The sequence below is a fragment of the Acinetobacter nosocomialis NIPH 2119 genome (assembly GCF_000368085.1).
Lineage (GTDB): Bacteria > Pseudomonadota > Gammaproteobacteria > Pseudomonadales > Moraxellaceae > Acinetobacter > Acinetobacter nosocomialis.
Window position 1 is genome coordinate 2,578,115 of the sequence record NZ_KB849239.1, and the last position, 23,004, is coordinate 2,601,118.

Genomic DNA, 23,004 nt, shown 5'->3' on the forward strand with positions numbered 1-23,004 from the left:
CACTAGTCCTATTCGACTTTCGGTCAAAAGATCAACCAATCCCCCACAAGTTTGTGTTTTTGTCATATAATTTAGCCCGCTAGCTAACAGCCCGCTCAAGAGATTTTCTGGTATGACAACGATTATCAAACAAGATGACTTGATTACATCAATCAAGGACGCCCTACAGTTTATTTCGTACTATCACCCGCAAGACTTTATCCAAGCGATGAGCCGTGCTTATGATCGCGAAGAAAACAAAGCTGCAAAGGATGCAATTGCACAGATTTTAATTAACTCTCGCATGTGTGCGGAAGGTCATCGCCCAATTTGCCAAGATACTGGTATTGTTAACGTTTTCCTTGAAGTGGGCTTAGATGTTAAATTTGATTTAACAATGAGCTTAGACGATGCAGTAAACGAAGGTGTTCGCCAAGGCTACCTTGAAAACAGTAACGTTCTTCGTGCATCTGTACTTGCTGACCCTGCATTTGGTCGTAAAAATACAAAAGACAACACCCCTGCTGTTATTCACTACAAACTCGTACCGGGTAACAAGGTAGATATTACTGTTGCTGCGAAAGGTGGTGGTTCAGAAAACAAATCTAAGCTTGCAATGCTTAACCCATCTGACTCGATTGTTGACTGGGTACTTAAAACTGTTCCGACTATGGGTGCAGGCTGGTGTCCTCCTGGTATGCTCGGTATCGGTATTGGTGGTACTGCTGAAAAAGCCATGATGCTTGCGAAAGAAGCGCTCATGGAAGAAATCAACATGGACGAATTACTTCGCCGTGGGCCAGAGAACAAAATCGAAGAACTTCGTATCGAAATCTTTGAAAAAGTAAATGCTCTTGGTATTGGTGCTCAAGGTCTTGGCGGTTTAACGACTGTTCTTGATATTAAAATCAAAGATTATCCATGTCATGCTGCTGGTAAACCAGTGGGTATGATTCCTAACTGTGCTGCGACTCGTCATGCTCACTTCCAGCTTGATGGTTCAGGTGTAGCTCATATTCAAGCACCAAAACTTGAAGACTACCCTTCAGTCACTTGGGACTCTTCACAATCTAAGCGCGTAAACCTTGATACCATTACTCAAGAAGAAATGGATTCTTGGAAACCAGGTGACACATTACTTCTTAGCGGTACAATGTACACAGGTCGTGACGCTGCGCACAAACGTATGGTTGAAATGATCGACAATGGTGAAGAATTACCAGTTGATCTTAAAGGTAAATTTATTTACTACGTTGGCCCTGTTGATCCAGTGGGTGATGAAGTCGTTGGTCCTGCTGGTCCTACAACTGCAACACGTATGGACAAATTCACACGTAAAGTACTCGAGCATACTGGTTTATTCGGTATGATTGGTAAAGCTGACCGTGGTCCAGCAGCAATTGAAGCAATCAAAGACAATAAAGCAACTTACCTCATGGCAGTTGGTGGTGCGGCTTACCTCGTATCTAAAGCTGTTCGTGAAGCTGAAGTTGTAGCATTTGCAGACTTAGGTATGGAAGCAATCTACAAATTCGTAGTTGAAGACATGCCTGTATCTGTAGCAGTTGATGTAAACGGTACTTCAATTCACGCAGTGGCTCCAAAAATCTGGCAAGCGAAAATTGGTAAAATTCCAGTAATCGATGCCGCAGCAGGCTAATAAAGAAAAGCACCGAATTCGGTGCTTTTTTTATGCCTTATAATTTTTTTTGGAAATTGAAAAGAATTGTAACAATTGATTCACCAATCTGTGTTATTAATAAATAACCCCCCCCGCCATATATTGCATATAGGTCATTTCATGACTATCCGCCCTATTCTCAAAAATCTCTCAATCAGCCTCTGCCTAAGCTGTATTACGACAAGCTTATTTGCTTCTCCTGCCAAATTAAGTTCAGTCAAAGAACTCATGCAAATGAGCCAAATTGATTATTTACTGAAAGAATCAATTAATGAATTAACACCTTATTATGATCAACAAGCTGAGCAGATCATCACTAATATTACGGGCATCAAAACTTTAGGCCCGAAAGAAAAAGAGGCCGCAAAAAAGTTAGGCTTACTTTTAAAAGATTCGAGTAACCAGCTCATTAGTAGCCCAAAAACTACGCAAGCCTTACAAGATATTTATTTAAAGACATATACTGAAGAAGAAGTTCAGGCAAATTTAAAGTTTTTAAAAACCCCAGAAGGCCAATCGATTACGCGTAAAAACGTACAGATTATGGGGCAAATTTCAGAATATATGATGGAGCTGGGACAACAAACTTTTAATGACCCTAAAGCACGTGACCATATGCAAGAAGAGATGCTTAAAATTATTGCGCCACTCATGAAAGATAAAGAAAAGTCTTAACTTTTCTTTATCTTTTGCAACCCATTACCACGTTAAAGGATTCCATAATTTAAATGGTTTAATCAGATGAACATCTGACTTTTCGTCATATTTGGCTGGTTTTAGCTCTTGTGGTTTATGACGTATTTTTCCTGAAGCATCTTCAGCAACAAAATTATAGCTAGAAGATTTAAGCTCGGTAAATGCAATTTCTCTACGACCGATATTATCTTGCATTAACATAAACGGGCCAGTGTGTTCACCACGGTCCATTTTATTTTCTTCATCGTATTTTAAATAATAAGATGTTCCTGCATCGACCGTAATATCAATATATTTTGGCTCTTGGAAATGAATACCTAACAAAGGCCGACTTGCAGAAATACGATAACTTCCTGCTGGCAGTTCAATCCAGTAATAGTGGTTATGCAATAAACTTGGAATTCGCTTGCCATTTACAAACAAATTGATGGCTGCAATTTCCTGACGGTTCCATTTAGTATCTGGCCGATACAGATAGACAACTGCCGCATGTTCATTTTGCGGTTTAATCGGTACAAATGTCTGACCTAGTTTCTGATTTACCCACCCACCCATGCTAAAGCCACCGACATGGTATTGATCAAACACCCCAGGTGCTTTATCTACATCAACTTTCGGTAAAGTCGCAGTCAGCTCACCTGAATTTTTTGCTAAGTGTGATGAACTTTGGCAACCCACAAGTAATGCGGTACAACTTAATGCAATAATTAAATAACGCATGACATCCCTCAAAGCGTTTTCTTTTGATTTTTCTATATCGCAAAACTATGCGTATTTTGTTTTTTTAGATTAACACCACCTACATGAATTGAAAACAAAAAAAGCATGAATCACGAGCGCGATTCATGCTTTTTAGATGAATGAAATCTAAGCAGACTTCGAATCAATTACTTTTAAATCTGCCTTAGCAACACTTTCATGAGTTGCTGCTTCTTTAGGCTGGCGTTCTGGCTTGTAAACAGGCTCAGCTTCACCATTAATCACTGCTTCATTAATGAAAACTGTTCCTACATCTGTACGACTTGGTAAGTCATACATTGTTTCAAGTAAAACATTTTCCAAAATCGAACGTAGACCACGAGCTCCGGTATTACGCTCAAGCGCTCGCTTAGCAACTGCACGTAAAGCTGAATCTTCAAATACAAGGTCAACATTTTCCATATTGAACAAGTATTGGTATTGACGAGTTAATGCATTTTTTGGTTCTGTCAAAATTTGCATTAATGCTTCTTCATCAAGCTCTTCAAGCGTTGCAATAACTGGTAAACGACCAATAAATTCTGGGATCAAACCAAATTTCACTAAGTCAGTTGGCTCAACTTGACGGAACAGTTCAGCAATTTTCTTGCTTTCATCTTTTTTCTTCACGTCAGCTGTAAAGCCAATTCCGCCTTTCTCTTGGCGTTGTTGTACAATTTTTTCCAGTCCAGCAAATGCACCACCACAAATAAATAAGATATTTGAGGTATCAATTTGAATGAACTCTTGCTGCGGATGTTTACGTCCACCTTGTGGTGGAATTGAAGCTACAGTACCTTCAATCATCTTAAGCAATGCTTGTTGTACACCTTCACCAGAAACGTCACGCGTAATCGAAGGATTTTCAGATTTACGTGTAATCTTGTCGATTTCATCGATATAGATAATGCCCTTTTGAGCTTTTTCTACATCGTAATCTGCTTTTTGCAAAAGCTTTTGTACAATATTTTCAACGTCTTCGCCGACATAACCCGCTTCAGTTAAAGTGGTCGCATCTGCCATCGCAAATGGAACATCTAACAAACGAGCCAATGTTTGAGCAAGTAATGTTTTACCTGAACCGGTAGGTCCAATCAGTAGAATATTACTTTTAGCAATTTCCACATCTTTAGACACATGACCAGATTGCCCGACTTTCAAACGCTTATAATGGTTATAAACGGCAACAGATAATGTCTTTTTGGCAAGATCCTGACCAATCACATATTGATCAAGCGCAGCACGTATTTCATGTGGTTTTGGCAATGCCTTGCTCGCCCAGTCACCTGCTTCAACCTGTTGGCTGGTTTGTACAAGGTCTAAGCAGACATCTACACACTCATTACAAATATATGCGTCCTCGCCCGCAATCAGTTTCCCGACTTCAGACTGCGTTTTACCGCAAAATGAACAATGTTTTTGTCCTTGAGGATGTTCGGACATATTCTCTCCACAAATAGAATCTTAAATATGAGGGCAAGCGATAGGGTTAAATGACTATATGGAGGCGTTTTCTAACAACTCAAGCCACTTAAAAACTCCCCTTATGGACGCTTACTTAATACCTGATCGACTAAGCCATATTCTTTTGCTGCTTGTGCAGTCATAAAGTTATCACGATCAGTATCACGAGCAATCGTGTCATAGTCTTGACCACTGTGTTCTGCCATCAAACGATTCAAGCGTTCTTTAATAAATAGAATTTCACGTGCGTGAATTTCAATGTCTGATGCCTGACCACGGAATCCACCTAATGGTTGGTGAATCATTACACGTGCATTTTCAAGGCAATAGCGCTTACCTTTAGCACCAGCATTTAATAAGAATGCACCCATAGATGCAGCCTGCCCCATACAGTATGTCACTACATCAGGTTTGATAAATTGCATCGTGTCATAAATCGCCATACCAGCAGTGACTGAACCACCAGGCGAGTTAATATAAAGATGGATATCTTTATCCGGGTTTTCAGCTTCTAAGAACAACATTTGAGCAACAATCAAATTTGCCATGTTGTCTTCAACTTCACCAGTTAGAAAAATGACGCGCTCACGTAAAAGTCGTGAATAAATATCAAAAGAACGTTCGCCGCGAGAAGATTGTTCAACCACAACAGGAACTAAAGCATTTTCAATTGTTGGAACATACATACGTTATTTATTCCTAAATTTTTTGTGACTTAACCTATGGCAACAATATGCGGGATAATTTCTCAAATTGCAAAAGGTTCGCACTGAAATATTATATTATTTATACCTAAGTACTTAATGACGTACTCAAATTAACCACATACCTAAAAAATGAAAAAGGCGCCTAAAGCGCCTTTTCCTGACTTCTCAAAAGATTAGCCCATACGGCGAGCTTGTTGTTCTTTCAATAAATCTTCGTAAGATACTGCTTTGTCAGTCACTTTAGCAGCAGCTAAGATGTGATCAACAACTTGATCTTCTAATACAACAGCTTCGATTTGAGCACGTTGTTGAGCATCATTTTTGAAGTATTCGATCACTTCAGTTGGATCTTCATAAGAAGAAGCCATGTCGTCGATGTAAGCATCAACACGTGATTGGTCAACTTCAAGTTTAGCATCAGCTAATACTTTGCTTACTAATACACCAAGTTTAACAGAACGCTCTGCTTGTTCTTTGAACAATTCGTCAGGAAGCATACTCTTGTCAAAAGATTGAGCACCAGCGCCACCAAATTGTTGAGTGAACTGTTGAACCATTTGTTGACGTTGACGGTCAATTTCTTGAGCAACCATTGCAGCTGGAACTTCAACTTCGTTCGCAGCAACAAGAGCATCAAATGCCGCTTGTTTAACTTGGTTACGTAAACCATTGCGAACTTCACGTTCCATGTTTTTACGAACGTCAGCTTTTAATTTTTCAATGCCTTCTTCTTCAGTAACACCGAAGATTTTTAAGAATTCAGCATCAATCTCTGGAAGTTTAGGTTTTTCAACTTGCTTCACAGTGATTTTGAATTGAGCTGCTTTACCAGCCAAGTTTTCAGCTTGGTAGTCTTCAGGGAAAGTCACATCAATTACTTTCTCTTCACCAGCTTTCATACCAATGATGCCGTCTTCGAAGCCAGGAATCATACGACCTGAACCTAACACAAGTTTAAAGTCTTCAGCAGAACCGCCTTCGAACTTCTCACCGTCGATAGAACCTTCGAAGTCAAAAGTCACTTGCATATCTTTTTTCGCCATACCCTTGGTCACAGCCCAAGTTTGACGTTGTTTTTGCAAGTTTTCGATCATAGTGTCGACGTCAGCATCTTTAATTTCAGCTGTTTTACGTTCAACTTCTAAGCCGTCAAATGCTTTTACTTCAACTTCAGGATAAACTTCTACAGTCGCTTCAAAAACTAAAGCATCTTCTTTATGTTCAACTTTCTCAATGTTCGGCATACCTACCGCATTGATTTTTTCTTGTTGAATTGCTTCAAATACGCTGTCACGAATGATGTCATTCACAACTTCTTGATAAATACTTGCACCGTATTCGCGACGAACAACGTTTGCAGGTACTTTGCCCGGACGGAAGCCGTTGATCTTCACAGTTTTGGCAGTGCGCTTCAAACGAGCTTCAAATTGCTCGTTAATACGGCTCGTCGGTACAGAAACATTTAAACGACGGGCAACGCCCGAAACCGCTTCAGTCGTTACTTGCATGGCTTCCTCGATAAAAATTAGTTAGTAGGAACAGTTTTTAAAAAAGTGCTGTATTATATGACAACTTTCAAGATATACAAAATTAACCGATCAGATCAGTAAATTGAAGGTGGTTTTTCCAGGAAATTTCACAATAATTTTATGATTTTTTAATTTTTTTTAATTCAACCTTAAGCCAAAGTAACTTTTTAGTTATTCTTTATGAATCTAAAATTACAATTAAATTTCACATTATTATCGATTTTACAAACAGTTAAGAATAATCAATCAATTAGAGAATTTTAGACATAAAAACCTATTAAATCTTTCATATTTTCTTCATAATCCTATCGGCAAATCCAATTAACACAAACTGTACATATAAATAAGAATTATTATTATTCGCATAACGTTTTGTATTTAAGTCCTGAAAGTCATGTCATTGATTAGAACACGTAAAAAAATTGTTTCATCTGCGATCGCTTCATCCCTTTCTATGATTGCAACTACTGCAATGGCACAAGTAGCTGTTTCACAACTACCAACGATTCATACTCAAGCAACACAAGAAGAATCTTTAAAGGTAGATCAATCAGCAAATGCAAAATTCGTTGCTCCCCTTTTAAATACTCCGAAATCAGTTTCAGTGATTTCAAAACAACTTATTGAAGATACAAAAGTAACAACCTTATCAGATGCATTACGTACCGTCCCTGGTATCACTTTAGGTGCAGGTGAAGGTGGCAATCCAAATGGCGACCGACCTTTCATTCGTGGCTACAATTCAGAAAGTTCGATGTATGTAGACGGCGTTCGTAACGCAACTTCTCAAAACCGTGAAATGTTTGCTGTCGAGCAAGTAGAAGTGACCAAAGGTTCTTCATCTGCTTTAAGTGGTGCTGGTGGTTCAGGCGGTAGTATTAACCTGATTACGAAAGTTGCGAAAAAAGGTGACTCTCTTGAAGGTTCTGTTGCCGGGGGCACAGATAACTATGCACGTGTTACTTTGGATGGCAATAAAGACTTCGGCAATGGAGTAGCTGCCCGTGTGATTGTGATGGGACACCAAAATGACAAAGCCGGCCAAAGTAATGGTGCGGAATATAAACGCGCTGGTATCGCACCAAGTATTAGCTTCGGTTTAGATAGTGCTACTCGCGGAACACTGAGCTACTACTATTTAAAAACTGATGATACACCTGATTCTGGTGTGCCTTATCAATATGACGTCATTAAGAAAGCGACTGCTGGTAAACCGGTTGATGTTAAACAAGGTATTTATTACGGTTGGAAAGATCGCGATTTCCAAAAGCAAGAAAACCAGATTGGTACACTTAAACTTGAACATGACTTCAACGATAACCTAACTCTCAGCAATACCGCTGTTTATGGTAAGTCTAAAAATAATTATTTATGGACTCAGCCAGATGACAGCCAAGGTAACATTGTTAATGGTAAGGTTTGGCGCCGTGTAAATACCAATATTACTGATACAGACAGCTTTACTGATCAACTATCATTAAAAGGTAAATTCAATACGGGTTCTCTTAAGCACAGCTTTAATATTGGTGCTGAATATAGCAAGCAAGATTCAGATCGTGGCACAAACATCGTAACAGATCCAAATACTTCACAAATTGGTGGTAGCGGTACAAACAATGCTTGTTCACTTGCTAACTCAAATGGCTGGTGTACTGACCTTAATAACCCTAATCCAAATGATGCATGGTTGGGTCGTATACAAGCAAACCCAAATGTTACCAACATTACATCTAAAACCCAGTCAATTTACGCATTAAACAACATTGAAATTACACCTCAATGGTTAATTGACTTAGGTGTACGTTGGGACAAATTTGATACTGATGTTAAATATAATAAGGACTCAGGCTCAGGTGCAACGCTCATTAAAGCTGGCACAAAATACAGCTCAAGCAATGACTTCTTTAACTATCAAGCAGGTATCACATTTAAGCCTGTTGAAAATGGTTCTATTTATTTGAGCTACGCAACGTCAGCTAACCCAGTAGGTGTAGATGCTGGTGACGGTTCAGAAGGAATTAGTGTTCCAAACCGTAATACAACCGATGAACAAGCAAGAGCTATTAATAACCTTAAGCCAGAAGAAGTTAAAACTTATGAGTTAGGTACAAAATGGGATGTGTTAAATAACCGTTTAAACTTAACTGCTGCAATCTTCCGTACTGAAAAAACCAATACACGTGCTTTAGGTACTGATGGTTTCACAAGAAATATTGGTGAAACACGTGTTGACGGTATTGAATTAGGTGCGAACGGTAACATTACTGAAAAGTGGGCAGTCTCTGCTGGTTACACCTATTTAGATAGCGAAATCGTTGATGGTGGATATGCTAAAGATAGTAACGGCAACTATGTTCCAAGCCCAACAAACGGTAATCAAGTACAAAACGTAGCAAAAAACTCAGCGACACTTTGGACAACTTATAAAGTATTACCACAAGTGACAGTAGGTGCTGGAGCAGTCGCTATGGATAAAGTATTTGGAGATGCTGCAAATACTAAATACGTTCCTGGTTATGTTCGTTACGATGCTATGGCTCGTTATGACGTAAATAAAAATGTTAATTTACAGCTTAACCTAAACAACTTATCTGATAAGCGTTACTTTACTAAAGCTTATGCTTCTCACTATGCAACAGAAGCAGAAGGCCGTAGCGCAGTACTCGCAATCAACTTTAAATACTAAGTTAGTCTAGAATCCCATAATCTTTTTATGGGTTCTGATATAAAATAGCCTCTATAGTTAGAGGCTATTTTTAATTTTCTACTACTATTACTCGCAGGTATCACCGTGATCCACCATATTCCCAATGTATTGAGTAAAGAACAGGTTCAATATTTTCGTAATGAAATGGATAAAATTGAATGGGTCAATGGCAAAGTAACAGCTGGTACACTCTCTGCAACTGTAAAACGCAATCAGCAATTACCCGAAGATCATCCGCTTACTCACCATCTGAGTAATATTATTCTTGAGGCACTAGGCACTCACCCATTATTTTTATCTGCTGCAATACCACTTGATATTATCCCTCCCCTGTTTAATCGTTATGAAAATCAGGAGTCTTTTGGTTTTCACGTAGACAATTCTATCCGCCGCATACGTGGTACCAATGAACGGCTTAGAACCGATTTATCATGCACTTTATTTTTAAGCGAACCTGAAGAATATGAAGGTGGTGATCTAGTCGTAGAAGACACTTATGGCTATCACGAAGTGAAACTTCCGGCAGGAGATATGATTTTATATCCATCTACCAGTTTACATGAAGTGACGGCGATTACTTCTGGCTGTCGTATTGCTTCTTTTTTCTGGGTGCAAAGTATGGTGCGTGATGATGCTGAGCGACATATGCTTTTTAATCTAGATCAAACAGTACAAAACCTAAGAATCCAGCTGGGTGACAATCATAGCGAAGTCATTAAACTGACTAACCTTTACCATAACTTAATGCGTAAATGGGCTGAACTGTAACTCTATTTATTTTTGCCTTATTTGGACTAATTAATTATTTTTATCTCAATAAGGCAAAACAATGAAAATTATTTTCGACAAAACATTAAACAACGCAAAATTAGAAAATTATTTTCTGAACACTAAAATTAAAATGAGTATAAGACTTTTGCACAACGTGTAATCATTGTTTAGATGTGGTATATCTAAACAATAAGCATATTTGCAAACCACCAAACTTACTATTACATGGTCCATAGATGAAAACGAATCACTTGTTTGCCCAGCCTACTCAAGCAAGACATCATCTCGAACTCCTGATGCTGCGCCTCGCGCGCGTATAAATTTTTGTCTGTATTTTAGAGCAGACCTTTTCAAATTCCCTTTAATTTTTCTGTATTAGATACCATATATAACTGTAGAACGTTGCCTTTTATACGATACCTAGAGCAACCGTGCTACGAGATAAGGAGTTTTCTCATGATGTTGGCTGACCCTAGCAAAAAATACCGCCGTATGTACCAGCGAGTCGATTTACCAGATCGCCAATGGCCAAATAATGAAATTACAAAAGCGCCAATCTGGATGAGCACGGATTTACGTGATGGCAACCAAGCAATTTTTGAACCGATGAACATGGAACAAAAGTTCAAGATGTTTAAAATGCTTGTAAAAATCGGTTTTAAACATATTGAAATCGGCTTCCCTTCTGCATCTCAAATTGACTTCGATTTTACTCGTATGTTGATCGAAGAAAATCATATTCCGGATGATGTATACATTGAAGTTTTGGTACAGGCACGTGATCATTTAATTGAGCGTACTTTTGAAGCTTTGGCAGGTGCTAAGCGCGCAATTGTGCATATTTATAACTCTAACTCTCCAACCTTCCGTCAAAAAGTGTTGAATGTAGATGTTAATGGCGCAAAACAGTTGGCGGTGAATGCAGCTCAGAAAGTGAAAGAATATGCTGCGCAATATCCTGAAACTGACTGGATTTTCCAGTACAGCCCAGAATGTTTCTCTGCAACTGAATTAGAAGTAGCGAAAGAAGTCTGTGATGCGGTTACAGAAATTTGGGATGCACGCCCAGATCATAAAGTTATTTTGAACTTACCTGCGACTGTCGAAGTTTCAACACCAAATGTTTATGCAGACCAAATCGAATGGATGCATCGTAATTTGGCACGTCGTGATGGTGTGATTATTTCCGTTCACTGTCACAATGACCGTGGCTGTGGTATTGCCGCATCAGAACTTGCCATTATGGCGGGTGCCGACCGTGTTGAAGGTTGTGTGTTTGGTAATGGTGAGCGTACAGGTAACGTTGACGTTGCAGCAATTGCATTGAACATGTACACCCAAGGTGTAGCGCCAGAGTTAGATTTCTCTAATATTAATGAAGTCATTGCAACGGTTGAAGAATGTACTGGTTTGCCTGTACACCCTCGTCATCCATATGCAGGTGACTTGGTATTTACTGCATTCTCTGGTTCGCATCAAGATGCAATCAAAAAAGGCTTTGAATACCAGAAAAACGAAGAAATCTGGGATATGCCTTACTTACCAATCGACCCGAAAGATTTGGGCCGCGACTATGATGCTGTCATTCGTGTAAATAGTCAGTCTGGTAAAGGTGGTATCGCTTACTTATTAGAATCGAACTATAACGTTGTATTGCCTCGTCGCTTACAAATCGAATTTAGTCAGGTTGTTCAACAATATACTGATGAAAATGGTACAGAGATTAGTGCTAAACAAATCTGGACTTTATTTAAAGACACGTATGTTGAAGTGAAAAACCACCATTACACGGTCAAAAACTATAAGTTATCTGACATTAATGGTACTCAAATTATTGAACTTGAGATTGATGTTGAAGGTGAAACTCAACAATTACGTGGCGAAGGTAATGGTCCAATCTCTGCATTCTTAAATGCACTTCAATTACCAATTGACGTATTGAACTATGAAGAACGTAGCATTAGTTCAGGTGCAAATGCCAAAGCATTAACCTTAATTGAACTTCAAGTGAAAGGTACAGGTAGAGGCTCATTTGGTGCAGGTGTTCACGACAACACAGTCACTTCATCTATTGAAGCCATTATTGCATGTACCAACCGTTTGATTGATCAAGGTGTTTTAAGTACAGATCAGGTTGTTGCCGCCGCTGTTTAATTAAAAAAAAGACTTTGGAAAGGATACCTAGCTTGGTATCCTTTCTTTTTATTCCTGAAAGATTTAAAAGGCGAAATGTTCCCGTGTCTTTTCCAGCTGACTCAGTGGGGTTAGTCACTCCGCAAAAGTTCCAATTTGAAGAACCCTTACATCTTGAATGTGGCCGTGTTTTACCGCGCTTTGAGTTAATGGTTGAAACTTACGGCACTTTAAATGCAGATAAATCAAATGCGATTTTAATCTGCCATGCCCTTTCCGGACATCATCATGCAGCGGGTTATCACCATGAAGATGATAAAAAAGCTGGATGGTGGGATAGCTGTATTGGCCCGGGTAAGGCAATCGACACAAATAAATTTTTTGTAGTTGCACTCAACAATATTGGTGGATGTAGCGGATCGACCGGTCCAACTTCACCAAACCCTGAAAATGACAATCGCCCTTATGGACCAGATTTCCCATTAGTAACGGTACGCGACTGGGTTAAAACTCAAGCCATGCTTTCTGATCGTTTAGGAGTAAGCGTTTGGTATGCAGTCGTTGGCGGTTCATTAGGGGGCATGCAAGCACTACAATGGTCGGTAGATTACCCTGACCGTTTACAAAAATGTGTCGTTATTGCCAGTGCGCCAAAACTTTCAGCACAAAATATTGCATTTAATGAAGTCGCACGTCAGTCAATTCTGTCTGACCCAGACTTCCATCATGGTCGTTATTTAGAAAATGACAGTTATCCAAAACGCGGTCTAATTTTGGCTCGTATGGTCGGCCATATTACCTATCTTTCTGAAGAAGCCATGAAACAAAAATTTGGTCGTGATTTAAAGTCCGGCAAGTTTATGTACGGTTTTGATGTCGAGTTTCAAGTTGAAAGTTATCTGCGTTATCAAGGTGAACAGTTTAGCCGTAACTTTGATGCCAATACTTATCTGATTATGACCAAAGCTTTGGATTATTTTGATCCTTCGCGTGAGTACGGCCACTCGCTTACAGAAGCGATGAGTAAGACCAAATGTCAGTTTCTGATTGTCTCGTTCACCACTGACTGGCGTTTTGCACCAAGCCGTTCACAAGAAATTGTAGATGCACTCATTACCAACCATAAGCCGGTAAGTTACCTCGATATTGATGCTGAACAAGGTCATGACTCGTTTTTATTCCCGATTCCTCTGTATGTCAAAACACTGCGCGCTTTCTTAGGCGGTGAAGAACATTTAAAATCGACATCACTGGAGGCAAGCTAATGCGTATTGATCAACAACTGGCAGAAAAGTGGATTAAACCCGGCTCTAGCGTACTCGATTTAGGGTGTGGTGACGGTGAATTACTCGCTCATATGAGCCAAAAGCATCAAATTCGTGCTTATGGTTTAGAAATTGATCAAGAAAAGATTGCAATTGCCGTCAGTCGCGGGTTAAATATTATTCAACAAGATTTGAATCTCGGTTTGAGCCGTTTTGCCGACCAGTCTTTTGACTATGTGGTTATGGCACAGGCTTTGCAAGCCGTAGATGCACCCGATGTTTTATTAAGAGACATGGTGCGTGTGGGTAAACAGGCTATTATTACTTTTCCAAACTTTGCGCATTGGAAGACTCGCTCTTTTCTAGCATTAAAAGGAATGATGCCTGTATCGGATGCTCTACCATATATGTGGTATAACACCCCCAACATTCATTTATGTACGTTTAAAGATTTCGAAGCACTATGTGCGGAAAATCAAATACAAATTATTAATCGACTCGCCGTCAATGGAAACCAGCAGGGAAGCCTGTTAAGCAAACATGTTCCGAATTTGTTTGGTGAAGTCGCTATTTATCGAGTGAGTGCACTATGAAAAAGACATTATTTAGCACACTAATTGCAGGACTGCTAAGTATGCAGGCTCATGCAGATTATATCGCCCAGCCACAATCGGTTGCGAGCCAGGCTGCGCGCTTCTCCACAATGGGGATTCATGACCTTCAAAAAGCAGCTCAAGCGGGTCAAGCTGGCGCACAATTTTATCTTGGAACACGTTACCAATACGGTAAAGATGTAGCAAAAGACGATAAACAAGCTTTTACTTGGTTCAAAGCTGCTGCTGACCAAGGCCTTTCACCTGCGCAATTAAATGTTGGCCGTATGTACGCCGATGGTATTGGCGTTAAGAAAGATGAGTCTATGGCTCGTAAGTATTTCGAAAAAGCGGCAAGTAACGGCGATAACCGTGCAAGCTATAACCTTGCGATGATGGAAGAGCAAAAGAAAAACTACGTAGGTGCTTACCAGTGGTATGAGCTTTCAACTCGTGATGGCATGCTCGACAATAAAGTAATTAGCTTATCTGAAGGTAAAAAGACGGCTCTTGCTGCAAACTTAACTCAAGAGCAAATCCGTATGGCACGCGACCGCGCGGATAAATGGATTCAAGCACAATAATAATCCAGCTTATACTTACTCGACTAAAACCACCTTATATCACCTATAAGGTGGTTTTAGTTTTTAAGCTTCTAATTTTATATTCTATTTGTTTTGCTCTATATCCCCTTTCAAAAAACACGTAACATAGCTCACGTTCAATATTGGTTATAAAGTTTGGTTATCTTATGTCTACCCCACATTGGTTTGATCAGGGCTCTTTAGTCCTTGCAAGTAATAACAAAGGTAAAGTCGCAGAGTTTGAAAAACTTTTTGAACAGCTTAAGTTACCTGTAGAAATTATTCCTCAAGGTCGCCTTAATATTCCCGACGCCATTGAAGACGGCTTAAGCTTTATTGAAAATGCCATTATTAAAGCACGTCATGCCTCTAAAATTTCAGGGAAACCTGCTATGGCTGATGACTCAGGTATTTGTGTTCCGGTTTTAGGTGGTGCACCTGGTATTTATTCAGCACGCTATGCTGGAGAACATGGTGACGATGCAGCTAATAATGCCAAGTTATTAAATGATCTTTTGCCATTTCGTAAAAATGGAGAAGTGATTGAAGGTATGTTTGTGTGCGTACTTGCTTTAGTGACTCATGCGGAAGATCCATTACCACAAATTTTCCAAGGCATTTGGCATGGTGAAATTTTAGAAGCACCACGCGGTGAAAATGGTTTTGGTTATGACCCACTGTTCTGGTTGCCAGAGCTACAAGTTTCTAGCGCTGAGTTGTCTAAAGAAGAAAAAAATAAGATTAGTCATCGTGGACAAGCGATGCAGTTATTTAGAGAGAGTTTACAGAAGTAAGCTGATCATATAGCCACAATATGCAGCGTTAAAACATATTAAGCTTTGTATAGGCAAACCTTACTTTTCAAAGATGAAAAGTAAGCAAAAATCTTTTGTTAGACTGATGGTACGTTCATGTACCACAGTCTAACTGGCGGCATCCATGCCGCCTTCGCACCAGCGAGTGTAGAGGAACTTAGAATTAAATAATTAATTATACGAACAAGTGTAAAAACACTGCATAAATCGCAATACACACACAACTCACAATCGTCCCTGATGCGATATAAGCCGCAGATCTACCCGTCCCTTGATAATGTGTTTCCAGAGCTACAATATTGGCTGCCGGTGGCAAACAAAACATTAAAAACATTACACCAATATGCTGATTTATATTTGGAATCGGTAAAAATCTATAACTTAATCCACAAAGTACAAATCCACAGGCTACTTTAAATGTTTGAGCCTTCGTACTGTAAATTAAATCTTTTGCATAAACTCTGGTACGGCGTAGCCACATTCCAAGCACACACATACCTGCGAAAGTCATCGCAAATTTAGCAACCTCATAAACCCAATGTATAGCAGGGCTTTCGATATGCTGGGCCCCTAACAGTCTGAGCACAACAGCACAAAATATTGATATACAAGGTGGCGACGTTAAAACCTTTTTTAATATATTGAGCTTACTTTGCGGTGCCGTAGTAACGGCAGTCACAGCCCAAGCATTGCCAAAAAGCGACATTCCAATATATAAAGCGACAATTGGAGCAGTTGCTTCAGGGCCAAATAAAGCCATAGCGAACGGAAAACCAAGCCATCCCATATTGGTATAACTGACGCAAAGCGCCAATAAGCGGTCTTTAAATAAAGCCAAATAGGCAAAGAAAATAATAAACGCTGATCCAAAACTAAAGAGCATTAAGCTCAAACTTCCCGATTGATAAAAGACCATGTTGTAAATAATTACAACTGGAATCAGGAGTCGTGCAAGCCAAGCTGAAAGAATAGGTTTTACGGTTTCTGAAATGGAGGTCTGAGCAAGTAGAAGTCCTGTGATAAATGCCAATACAGGCAGTAGTAATGCCACGCTCTCTCCTCTCGCTCGTCAAAATCAGCTTGTTATGCTACACCTTTTAATTTTGAAATGTATGGTCTATTTCAAGTAAATTCATCTAAGAAAGAAGCTCAATAAAACTTAAAAATCCTTCCAAAAAATATCTTTTAAAAACTGATCATAAGTGTCTACTTATAAATATTGTCTTAAAAATGAAATATAAGTGTCACATTCTTGTCATGGCAACCTGTTGAGATAAAGCGAACTAAAAAGAGGTATAAAATTATGGCCGGTTTATCTATTTGGCATGTCGTCATTTTCGCAATTGTAGTTATTTTATTGTTCGGTACATCTAAATTAAAAAATATTGGTAAAGATGTTGGCGGTGCAGTAAGAGACTTTAAAAAATCAGTTCGTGAAGAAGACGAAGCTGCATCTTTAAATACTCCTCGTACAATCGATGCACAAGTTAAAACATCTGAAAGCACATCAGTGAAAAGCTAAAGGTTTGACCCATGCTTGATGTAGGAATGACAGAGCTACTCTGTTTTGCAATTATTGCAATTTTAGTTTTAGGTCCAGATAAGCTTCCCGAAGCTGCACGCTTTGCAGGCCGCTGGTATGTTCGACTGAAACGCTATATTACCAATCTGCAAAACGAGATTGATCAGGAGCTGCGTCTTTCTGAGTTCCGCAAAGAAATGCAAGAGGAACTTAACCGCATCGAAGCATTGGAACGAAAAGTACAGCAACAGCTTGAAGAAATACAAAAACAGCAGATTTCAGAACATTTAGAAGTTACTGAAACGCCTAAAACAACACCAAAGCCTATTCGGAAATGTATTCCTATATCAGACCATTACAAAGTACCGTATGTTGCTAAACCTACGCCTTTAGTGACTCAAACTGATATTGCAGAAACATCTCCTGTTGAATTGAAGATTGCCGTATGAACCAACTGCCTTCAACCACTGTAAATAGTCAAGAAAACTTAGACCAAATGCCAATCATGAATCATTTGGTTGTTTTAAGACGCCATTTATTCAGGATTGTAGGGGTAACATTATTCTTATTCTTTTGTTTATTACCCTTTCGAAATAATACTTACCAATTATTATCTGAGCCTTTAAGGTTACAACTCCCTGCATCATCGTCAATGATTGCAACAGATGTAACAGCAACCTTTATGGCACCATTTAAACTTAATTTATTTGTCGCACTTATGCTTGCAATGCCATTTATTCTTTATGAAATATGGTCTTTTGTTCGCCCTGCGCTTTATCAAAAAGAACGCCATTTAGCGCTACCGTTACTGATTGGTAGTATTGTCCTATTTTATGCAGGTGTCGCTTTTGCTTATTACATTACCTTGCCTGCCATATTACATTTCTTTATTAGCGTTTCACCTGAAACAGTAGCACCAATGACCGATATTAATAGTTATTTAAGCTTCTGTTTAAAGCTATTTTTGGTATTTGGTGTGACCTTTGAGATTCCTATCGCGACCTTGCTACTCATTTTGATTGGTGTAGTAAATACGCAAAGCCTTGCTGAAAAAAGACGTTTTATTATTGTGGGCTGTTTTTTTGTTGCAATGTTTATTACTCCACCAGATGCGATTTCAATGGTGATGTTAGCTATTCCAATGTGGTTACTTTTTGAAATAGGCCTACTGTTCGGTAAGATTCTTGAGAAGAGAAAAAGCCAGACTGCTGAATAATTTAAAACTTCTCTTTAAAAGCCCGAATATTAAAATTTGGGCTTTTTACTTTTAAATCGTCTTAATTAATCAAACCATAAACTGTCTTCAAAGTGACTTAAAAATGTAAGAAAAGTGTCATTTCCAATCCATAGAATCGACTCAACAAATATACACACAAAAGTTACGGATTTATTATGACAACTGCTTCTAACCACCCAACACGTCGCGATATTTTAAAATGGTTTACGGGGATTCCTTTTCTTCCATTAGGTGCGATGGCTACGGCAGCAACGTTAGCAGGCTGTAATGACAGCAATAATGATTCAGATGTTGTTACTCCACCACCAACAGTAAACTTTAAAAACGCAACCTTTACATCAATGGCAGCGCCATCTTTAGCTAACCCAGCGGCGATGGCAACCACAACTGTTGCATCAAGCCTTTCAATTAATTGGGAAGATGGCTCAAAAACTGACTACACATTAGCGTATAAGCCTTTCTTTACCACAGGTGATTTGGTTGCAGACGGTAAAGGTGGAAAAATTCTAGCGGGTGGATATGTTGATATTAATAATCAACCAATTATTGATAAGTCAAAACCAGGTCAAGAACGTCAATTCTTCTCTGACTGTCCGGACGGAAGCTCTTTAATTAGCTTTAAACAAGCAACAGGCCGTGACTTTACCGATGCAGACAAACAAGCTTTAGGTGTTACTGGCAACCCTGTATTTCACGTAGTTCAATTTGAATATACGACTCGTGACCAAAGCTTAGCGTCTATGTATGGTTTACTACCATCTCCAATTGCAATTTTAACTTTAGACCAAGACCCTAAAACTGGTCATTTAACCCTTGTTAAATACCACAATGTCGATACCTCTAAAGTAAACGGTTTATGGATCACGTGTGGTGCAAGTTTATCTCCATGGGGAACTCACCTGTCGAGTGAAGAATATGAACCAGATGCAAACAATGTTGCTGGAAGCTATTTACCAGTATTTAGCAAAAACTTATTTGGCGACAGTACAAAAGGTAATCCTTACCACTACGGTCACTTACCAGAAGTTACTGTAAATACGGATGGTACAGGTTCAATCAAAAAACATTACTGTTTAGGTCGTATCTCTCACGAACTTATTCAAGTTATGCCAGATAACCGCACTGCATTGATGGGTGATGATGCAACAAATGGCGGTTTATTCATGTTTGTTGCAGATAAAGAAAAAGACTTATCTGCGGGTACGCTCTATGTAGCTAAATGGAAGCAAACCTCAGGCGTAGGTGCTGGTGCCGGTGATATTTCGTGGATTAACCTTGGTCATGCAACAAGTGCTGAAGTAAAGAGCTGGGCTGATCAATATAAGATTACCGACCTGATGGATGTAAAAACGTCTGATCCAAAAGATGCAAGCTACACCAAAATCCGTTATAGCGGTAAAGACAACTGGGTAAAACTTGTACCTGGTAAAGAACGTGAAGCGGCTTTCTTAGAAACGCATCGTTATGCAGCCTTGGTTGGTGCAAGTATGGGCTTTACTAAGATGGAAGGCACAACTGTAAATATCAAAGATAAAATCGCTTACTCTGCGATGTCTTATGTACAGTCTTCTATGGTTGATAAAACTACTGATATTCAAGTACAAGGTCCAAAAGCTGGTGCAATTTACGCACATACGTTAAAAGGCAGCCAAGTTGATAACAAAGGTCAGCTTATTAACAGTGAATGGGTATCGACTCATATGGAACCACCTGCAGCTTTAGTGGGTGAAGACCTAACAACTGCTGATGCTTTAGGTAATACTGCAAATGCAGATAAAATTGCCAACCCAGATAACATTAAGTTCTCTGAAAATTTACGTACCCTCTTCATTGGTGAAGATAGTGGTATGCATGTAAATAACTTCTTATGGGCATATAATGTTGATACCAAACAATTAAGCCGTATCTTATCAACACCTGCTGGCGCAGAATCTACAGGTTTGCACGCAGTTGACTCTGTAAATGGTTGGACTTATATCATGAGTAACTTCCAGCACCCTGGTGACTGGGAATCTCCATTACACGATAAAGTAAAAGCAACTCTTGATCCTCTTGTTCGTGCAAACTACAAAGATCGTTTTGCAGCAGCAGTTGGTTATATTACAGCTGACCCTATAGCACCATCTGTTGTGAAGAAATAATTCTTAGCGCAACTCAAAAGAAGCCTGCCTTATGCAGGTTTCTTTTATTTAAAAGCATTTATAAAAATAAAAAGCCCTTTTCTTTTTTGACTAAACGATCAAATTTTTCATTAAGTTATCATTAAAACGTCAAGACCTCGTCATATTCAAAATTTAAGCTAATCAAGACTTTTAGAAAAAACTTATTTTGAATTAGGAATTTAATATGAACGATTTGACGCCATATCATGAAGATCAGGAATTAGACAACAACACTTCAGACAATATTCACTTTCGTGATGTTTTAGACCAATATGTGAGCCGTCGTAGCCTCATTACTAAAGCAGCAAGCGGTGCTGTGGCATTAACTTTAGCCTCTACTTTAACGGGCTGTAATGATAATAACGATGACTCTGGTTCTAATAACGGTGGAACTGCTCCAGTCGATCCAAACAAAAAGCCTGAAAAACTTACCTTTACGCCAGTTGCTAAAAATTTAAATGATATTGTGACCGTACCAGAAGGTTACGAAGCAAATGTAATTTACGCTTTAGGTGATTCTCTTAATCCTTCTTTTGGTGATTGGGACGATAACAATATTCCATCTGGTCCAAGCTTCCAGTTTCGCTCAGGTGACTGCCATGATGGTATGCACTATTTTGGTTTAAACACATCAACAAACCGTTTTGATGACACTGTTTCAGCACAAGGTTTATTGGTGATGAACCACGAATACATCAACCAAACCTTTCTACACCCTAAAGGTCCAACCAAAGTTGATGGACGCCGCCCAGAAGACGAAGTCATTCGTGAAACCAATGCCCATGGGGTTTCTGTAGTTCATATCAAAAAAGACCCTGCTACTCAAAAAGTCGAGGTTGTAAAAAACTCTATTTTTAATAGACGTATTACAGGTTCTACAGTCATGGACTTTGCTGGTGCCGCGGCAGGATCCAACTTACTTTCGACGCGTTTTTCGCCTGCTGGCCGCCAGACTCGTGGTACACACAACAACTGTGGTAATGGCTATACACCTTGGGGAACATACTTAACCACGGAAGAAAACTTCATTGGTTATTTTGCGCGTAGTACAACTGATGATGCGCTACGTACTCCAGAAGAAATTATTGCTCTTAAACGCTATGGTCTTAAAGCAGGATCAAGCTCTCGCTACGGTTGGGAAACCGCAATTGGTCAAGTAGAGGCGCAAGACCTATATGACCGCTGGAATGCCGATGTAAAAGCAGCTCAAGCAACTCAAGATTACCGCAATGGACCAAACACATTTGGCTGGATGGTCGAAATTGACCCATTTGATAATCGCCAAAATCCGGTTAAACGCACATCATTAGGCCGTTTTGCCCATGAAGATAGTGCATGCCGTGCCGTAGCAGGTCAACCAATCGCATTTTATATGGGGGATGACTCTCGTGGCGAATATATCTATAAGTTTGTTTCAACCGCAGTGTGGGACACAAAAGATATAAACGGCGGCTATGCAGCCGGTGACAAATACATGAACTCAGGTAAGTTGTATGTTGCCAAGTTTAATAACGATGGTTCAGGTCAATGGATTGAACTTGCCTACGGTAAAAATGGTTTAAATGAAAGTAACACTACCTATCCATTTAAATCTCAGGCAGAGGTAGTCACTTTTGCACGCTTGGCGGCAGATTCAGTCGGAGCAACTAAAATGGATCGCCCAGAGTGGGCTACAGTTAACCCAATCAATGGCGAAATCTATGTCACACTTACAAATAACTCAAACCGTGGTAAAGATTACCCTACAGATGCGGCTAACCCTCGTAACTATACCGATCTGTATGCAGGCACAAAAGAACAAAAGGGAAATGTGAACGGTCATATCATCCGTTTTAGAGAAGCCGATGACAAAACCACTGCTGAAACCTTCAAATGGGATATTTATCTGTTCGGTGCAGAAGCTTCGATGGCTTCAAATATCAATTTGTCAGGCTTAACAGATAATAACGACTTTTCGTCTCCAGATGGGATGTGGTTTGACCCACGCGGTGTTCTCTGGATTGAAACAGATGACGGCGCTTATACAGATGTCACCAACTGTATGATGCTTGCTGCCCTACCAGGACAAATTGGTGATGGTGGTGCGGCAACTACTTCAAATGGTCAGCAAACCATAACAGGTGCTAAAGTTACAGACGCAACATTACGCCGTTTCTTAGTTGGACCAAAGCAATGTGAAATTACTGGTATTGCCATGACACCTGACTACAAAGCTATTTTCATTAATGTTCAGCATCCTGGTGAAGACTCGGCAAGTTATGCAAAACCAGAAAGTAACTGGCCTGCCACACAAAAAGATCCAAGCAACAAAACTGCGCGCCCACGTTCGGCAACTGTAGTTATTACCCGTAAAGATGGCGGTGTTATTGCTGGTTAATTGATTTCTTCCTAGAAAATGCCGATCAAGTGATCGGCATTCTT

19 protein-coding genes are annotated in these 23,004 nt (G+C 39.5%); 14 read left to right on the top strand and 5 right to left on the bottom strand.

Going from position 1 to position 23,004, the window contains the following annotated elements; genetic code table 11:
* The first annotated feature begins 112 nt into the window (after positions 1-112).
* Entirely contained in the window at positions 113-1,639 is a 1,527-nt protein-coding gene (locus F984_RS15880) for a fumarate hydratase (protein ID WP_002053445.1), read from the top strand.
* Between the two features lie 141 nt (positions 1,640-1,780).
* Positions 1,781-2,335 carry a DUF2059 domain-containing protein gene (locus tag F984_RS15885; RefSeq protein ID WP_004710671.1) on the top strand — a complete coding sequence of 185 codons (555 nt, stop codon included), beginning with the start codon at positions 1,781-1,783 and terminating at the stop codon, positions 2,333-2,335.
* A 24-nt stretch (positions 2,336-2,359) separates the two neighbouring features.
* On the opposite strand, the gene F984_RS15890 is transcribed toward F984_RS15885, so the two are convergent.
* The 4 genes from F984_RS15890 to tig all read right to left on the bottom strand — a co-directional run bounded on the left by F984_RS15890 (position 2,360) and on the right by tig (position 6,773).
* Positions 2,360-3,076: a DUF2846 domain-containing protein gene (locus tag F984_RS15890; RefSeq protein ID WP_004710672.1), complete on the bottom strand. Its 717-nt coding sequence runs from the start codon at positions 3,074-3,076 to the stop codon at positions 2,360-2,362.
* Between the two features lie 147 nt (positions 3,077-3,223).
* Positions 3,224-4,537: an ATP-dependent Clp protease ATP-binding subunit ClpX gene (gene clpX, locus F984_RS15895; protein ID WP_004710673.1), complete on the bottom strand. Its 1,314-nt coding sequence runs from the start codon at positions 4,535-4,537 to the stop codon at positions 3,224-3,226.
* Between the two features lie 101 nt (positions 4,538-4,638).
* Positions 4,639-5,244: an ATP-dependent Clp endopeptidase proteolytic subunit ClpP gene (gene clpP, locus F984_RS15900; protein WP_000289452.1), complete on the bottom strand. Its 606-nt coding sequence runs from the start codon at positions 5,242-5,244 to the stop codon at positions 4,639-4,641.
* A 194-nt stretch (positions 5,245-5,438) separates the two neighbouring features.
* Positions 5,439-6,773: a trigger factor gene (tig, locus tag F984_RS15905; RefSeq protein ID WP_002053278.1), complete on the bottom strand. Its 1,335-nt coding sequence runs from the start codon at positions 6,771-6,773 to the stop codon at positions 5,439-5,441.
* A 415-nt stretch (positions 6,774-7,188) separates the two neighbouring features.
* On the opposite strand from tig, the gene F984_RS15910 reads away from it, so the two are divergent.
* From F984_RS15910 to rdgB, 7 genes are all read left to right on the top strand, one after another.
* Entirely contained in the window at positions 7,189-9,480 is a 2,292-nt protein-coding gene (locus F984_RS15910; protein WP_004710674.1) for a TonB-dependent receptor, read from the top strand.
* A 105-nt stretch (positions 9,481-9,585) separates the two neighbouring features.
* A complete protein-coding gene (locus F984_RS15915; protein ID WP_002053497.1) occupies positions 9,586-10,269 on the top strand; it encodes a Fe2+-dependent dioxygenase in 684 nt (227 codons plus the stop codon).
* A 459-nt stretch (positions 10,270-10,728) separates the two neighbouring features.
* Positions 10,729-12,426 carry a 2-isopropylmalate synthase gene (gene leuA / locus F984_RS15920; RefSeq protein ID WP_000978841.1) on the top strand — a complete coding sequence of 566 codons (1,698 nt, stop codon included), beginning with the start codon at positions 10,729-10,731 and terminating at the stop codon, positions 12,424-12,426.
* An 83-nt stretch (positions 12,427-12,509) separates the two neighbouring features.
* Complete coding sequence (metX, locus tag F984_RS15925; RefSeq protein ID WP_002053295.1) at positions 12,510-13,670, top strand: homoserine O-succinyltransferase MetX; 1,161 nt, start codon at positions 12,510-12,512, stop codon at positions 13,668-13,670.
* Positions 13,670-14,263, top strand: a complete 594-nt coding sequence (metW, locus tag F984_RS15930; protein ID WP_001217230.1) for a methionine biosynthesis protein MetW — start codon at positions 13,670-13,672, stop codon at positions 14,261-14,263. Before metX ends, metW begins: the two co-directional genes overlap by 1 nt.
* Positions 14,260-14,847, top strand: coding sequence for a tetratricopeptide repeat protein (locus tag F984_RS15935; protein WP_000751694.1), 588 nt, complete (start codon positions 14,260-14,262; stop codon positions 14,845-14,847). Before metW ends, F984_RS15935 begins: the two co-directional genes overlap by 4 nt.
* Positions 14,848-15,014: 167 nt before the next feature.
* Positions 15,015-15,641, top strand: a complete 627-nt coding sequence (rdgB, locus tag F984_RS15940) for an RdgB/HAM1 family non-canonical purine NTP pyrophosphatase (RefSeq protein WP_002053259.1) — start codon at positions 15,015-15,017, stop codon at positions 15,639-15,641.
* A gap of 196 nt (positions 15,642-15,837) precedes the next feature.
* Here rdgB and F984_RS15945 read toward each other — a convergent pair whose 3' ends face one another.
* Positions 15,838-16,713, bottom strand: a complete 876-nt coding sequence (locus F984_RS15945; protein WP_004710675.1) for an AEC family transporter — start codon at positions 16,711-16,713, stop codon at positions 15,838-15,840.
* Positions 16,714-16,965: 252 nt separating this feature from the next.
* Here F984_RS15945 and F984_RS15950 point away from each other — a divergent pair, with 252 nt between their 5' ends.
* The 5 genes from F984_RS15950 (at position 16,966) to F984_RS15970 (ending at position 22,960) form a co-directional block, all read left to right on the top strand.
* On the top strand, positions 16,966-17,184 hold the full coding sequence (locus tag F984_RS15950; RefSeq protein ID WP_002053267.1) for a Sec-independent protein translocase subunit TatA: 219 nt from the start codon (positions 16,966-16,968) through the stop codon (positions 17,182-17,184).
* Between the two features lie 11 nt (positions 17,185-17,195).
* Positions 17,196-17,633, top strand: a complete 438-nt coding sequence (gene tatB, locus F984_RS15955) for a Sec-independent protein translocase protein TatB (protein ID WP_002053452.1) — start codon at positions 17,196-17,198, stop codon at positions 17,631-17,633.
* Entirely contained in the window at positions 17,630-18,400 is a 771-nt protein-coding gene (tatC, locus tag F984_RS15960) for a twin-arginine translocase subunit TatC (protein WP_002053474.1), read from the top strand. Before tatB ends, tatC begins: the two co-directional genes overlap by 4 nt.
* 176 nt (positions 18,401-18,576) lie before the next feature.
* On the top strand, positions 18,577-20,562 hold the full coding sequence (locus F984_RS15965) for a PhoX family protein (protein WP_002053376.1): 1,986 nt from the start codon (positions 18,577-18,579) through the stop codon (positions 20,560-20,562).
* Positions 20,563-20,767: 205 nt separating this feature from the next.
* Positions 20,768-22,960 (top strand): PhoX family protein, encoded by a 2,193-nt coding sequence (locus F984_RS15970; protein ID WP_004710676.1) that lies wholly within the window; start codon positions 20,768-20,770, stop codon positions 22,958-22,960.
* Positions 22,961-23,004 lie beyond the last annotated feature (44 nt).

What these genes read in the sequence shown, in the direction of transcription:
- clpP (WP_000289452.1), bottom strand. Translation starts at nt 5,244, where the DNA reads ATGTATGTTCCAACAATTGAAAATGCTTTAGTTCCTGTTGTGGTTGAA.
- F984_RS15970 (WP_004710676.1), top strand. Translation starts at nt 20,768, where the DNA reads ATGAACGATTTGACGCCATATCATGAAGATCAGGAATTAGACAACAAC.
- F984_RS15910 (WP_004710674.1), top strand. Translation starts at nt 7,189, where the DNA reads ATGTCATTGATTAGAACACGTAAAAAAATTGTTTCATCTGCGATCGCT.
- F984_RS15890 (WP_004710672.1), bottom strand. Translation starts at nt 3,076, where the DNA reads ATGCGTTATTTAATTATTGCATTAAGTTGTACCGCATTACTTGTGGGT.
- rdgB (WP_002053259.1), top strand. Translation starts at nt 15,015, where the DNA reads ATGTCTACCCCACATTGGTTTGATCAGGGCTCTTTAGTCCTTGCAAGT.
- tatB (WP_002053452.1), top strand. Translation starts at nt 17,196, where the DNA reads ATGCTTGATGTAGGAATGACAGAGCTACTCTGTTTTGCAATTATTGCA.
- F984_RS15885 (WP_004710671.1), top strand. Translation starts at nt 1,781, where the DNA reads ATGACTATCCGCCCTATTCTCAAAAATCTCTCAATCAGCCTCTGCCTA.
- tig (WP_002053278.1), bottom strand. Translation starts at nt 6,773, where the DNA reads ATGCAAGTAACGACTGAAGCGGTTTCGGGCGTTGCCCGTCGTTTAAAT.
- metW (WP_001217230.1), top strand. Translation starts at nt 13,670, where the DNA reads ATGCGTATTGATCAACAACTGGCAGAAAAGTGGATTAAACCCGGCTCT.
- F984_RS15935 (WP_000751694.1), top strand. Translation starts at nt 14,260, where the DNA reads ATGAAAAAGACATTATTTAGCACACTAATTGCAGGACTGCTAAGTATG.
- leuA (WP_000978841.1), top strand. Translation starts at nt 10,729, where the DNA reads ATGATGTTGGCTGACCCTAGCAAAAAATACCGCCGTATGTACCAGCGA.
- clpX (WP_004710673.1), bottom strand. Translation starts at nt 4,537, where the DNA reads ATGTCCGAACATCCTCAAGGACAAAAACATTGTTCATTTTGCGGTAAA.
- F984_RS15880 (WP_002053445.1), top strand. Translation starts at nt 113, where the DNA reads ATGACAACGATTATCAAACAAGATGACTTGATTACATCAATCAAGGAC.
- F984_RS15965 (WP_002053376.1), top strand. Translation starts at nt 18,577, where the DNA reads ATGACAACTGCTTCTAACCACCCAACACGTCGCGATATTTTAAAATGG.
- F984_RS15950 (WP_002053267.1), top strand. Translation starts at nt 16,966, where the DNA reads ATGGCCGGTTTATCTATTTGGCATGTCGTCATTTTCGCAATTGTAGTT.
- tatC (WP_002053474.1), top strand. Translation starts at nt 17,630, where the DNA reads ATGAACCAACTGCCTTCAACCACTGTAAATAGTCAAGAAAACTTAGAC.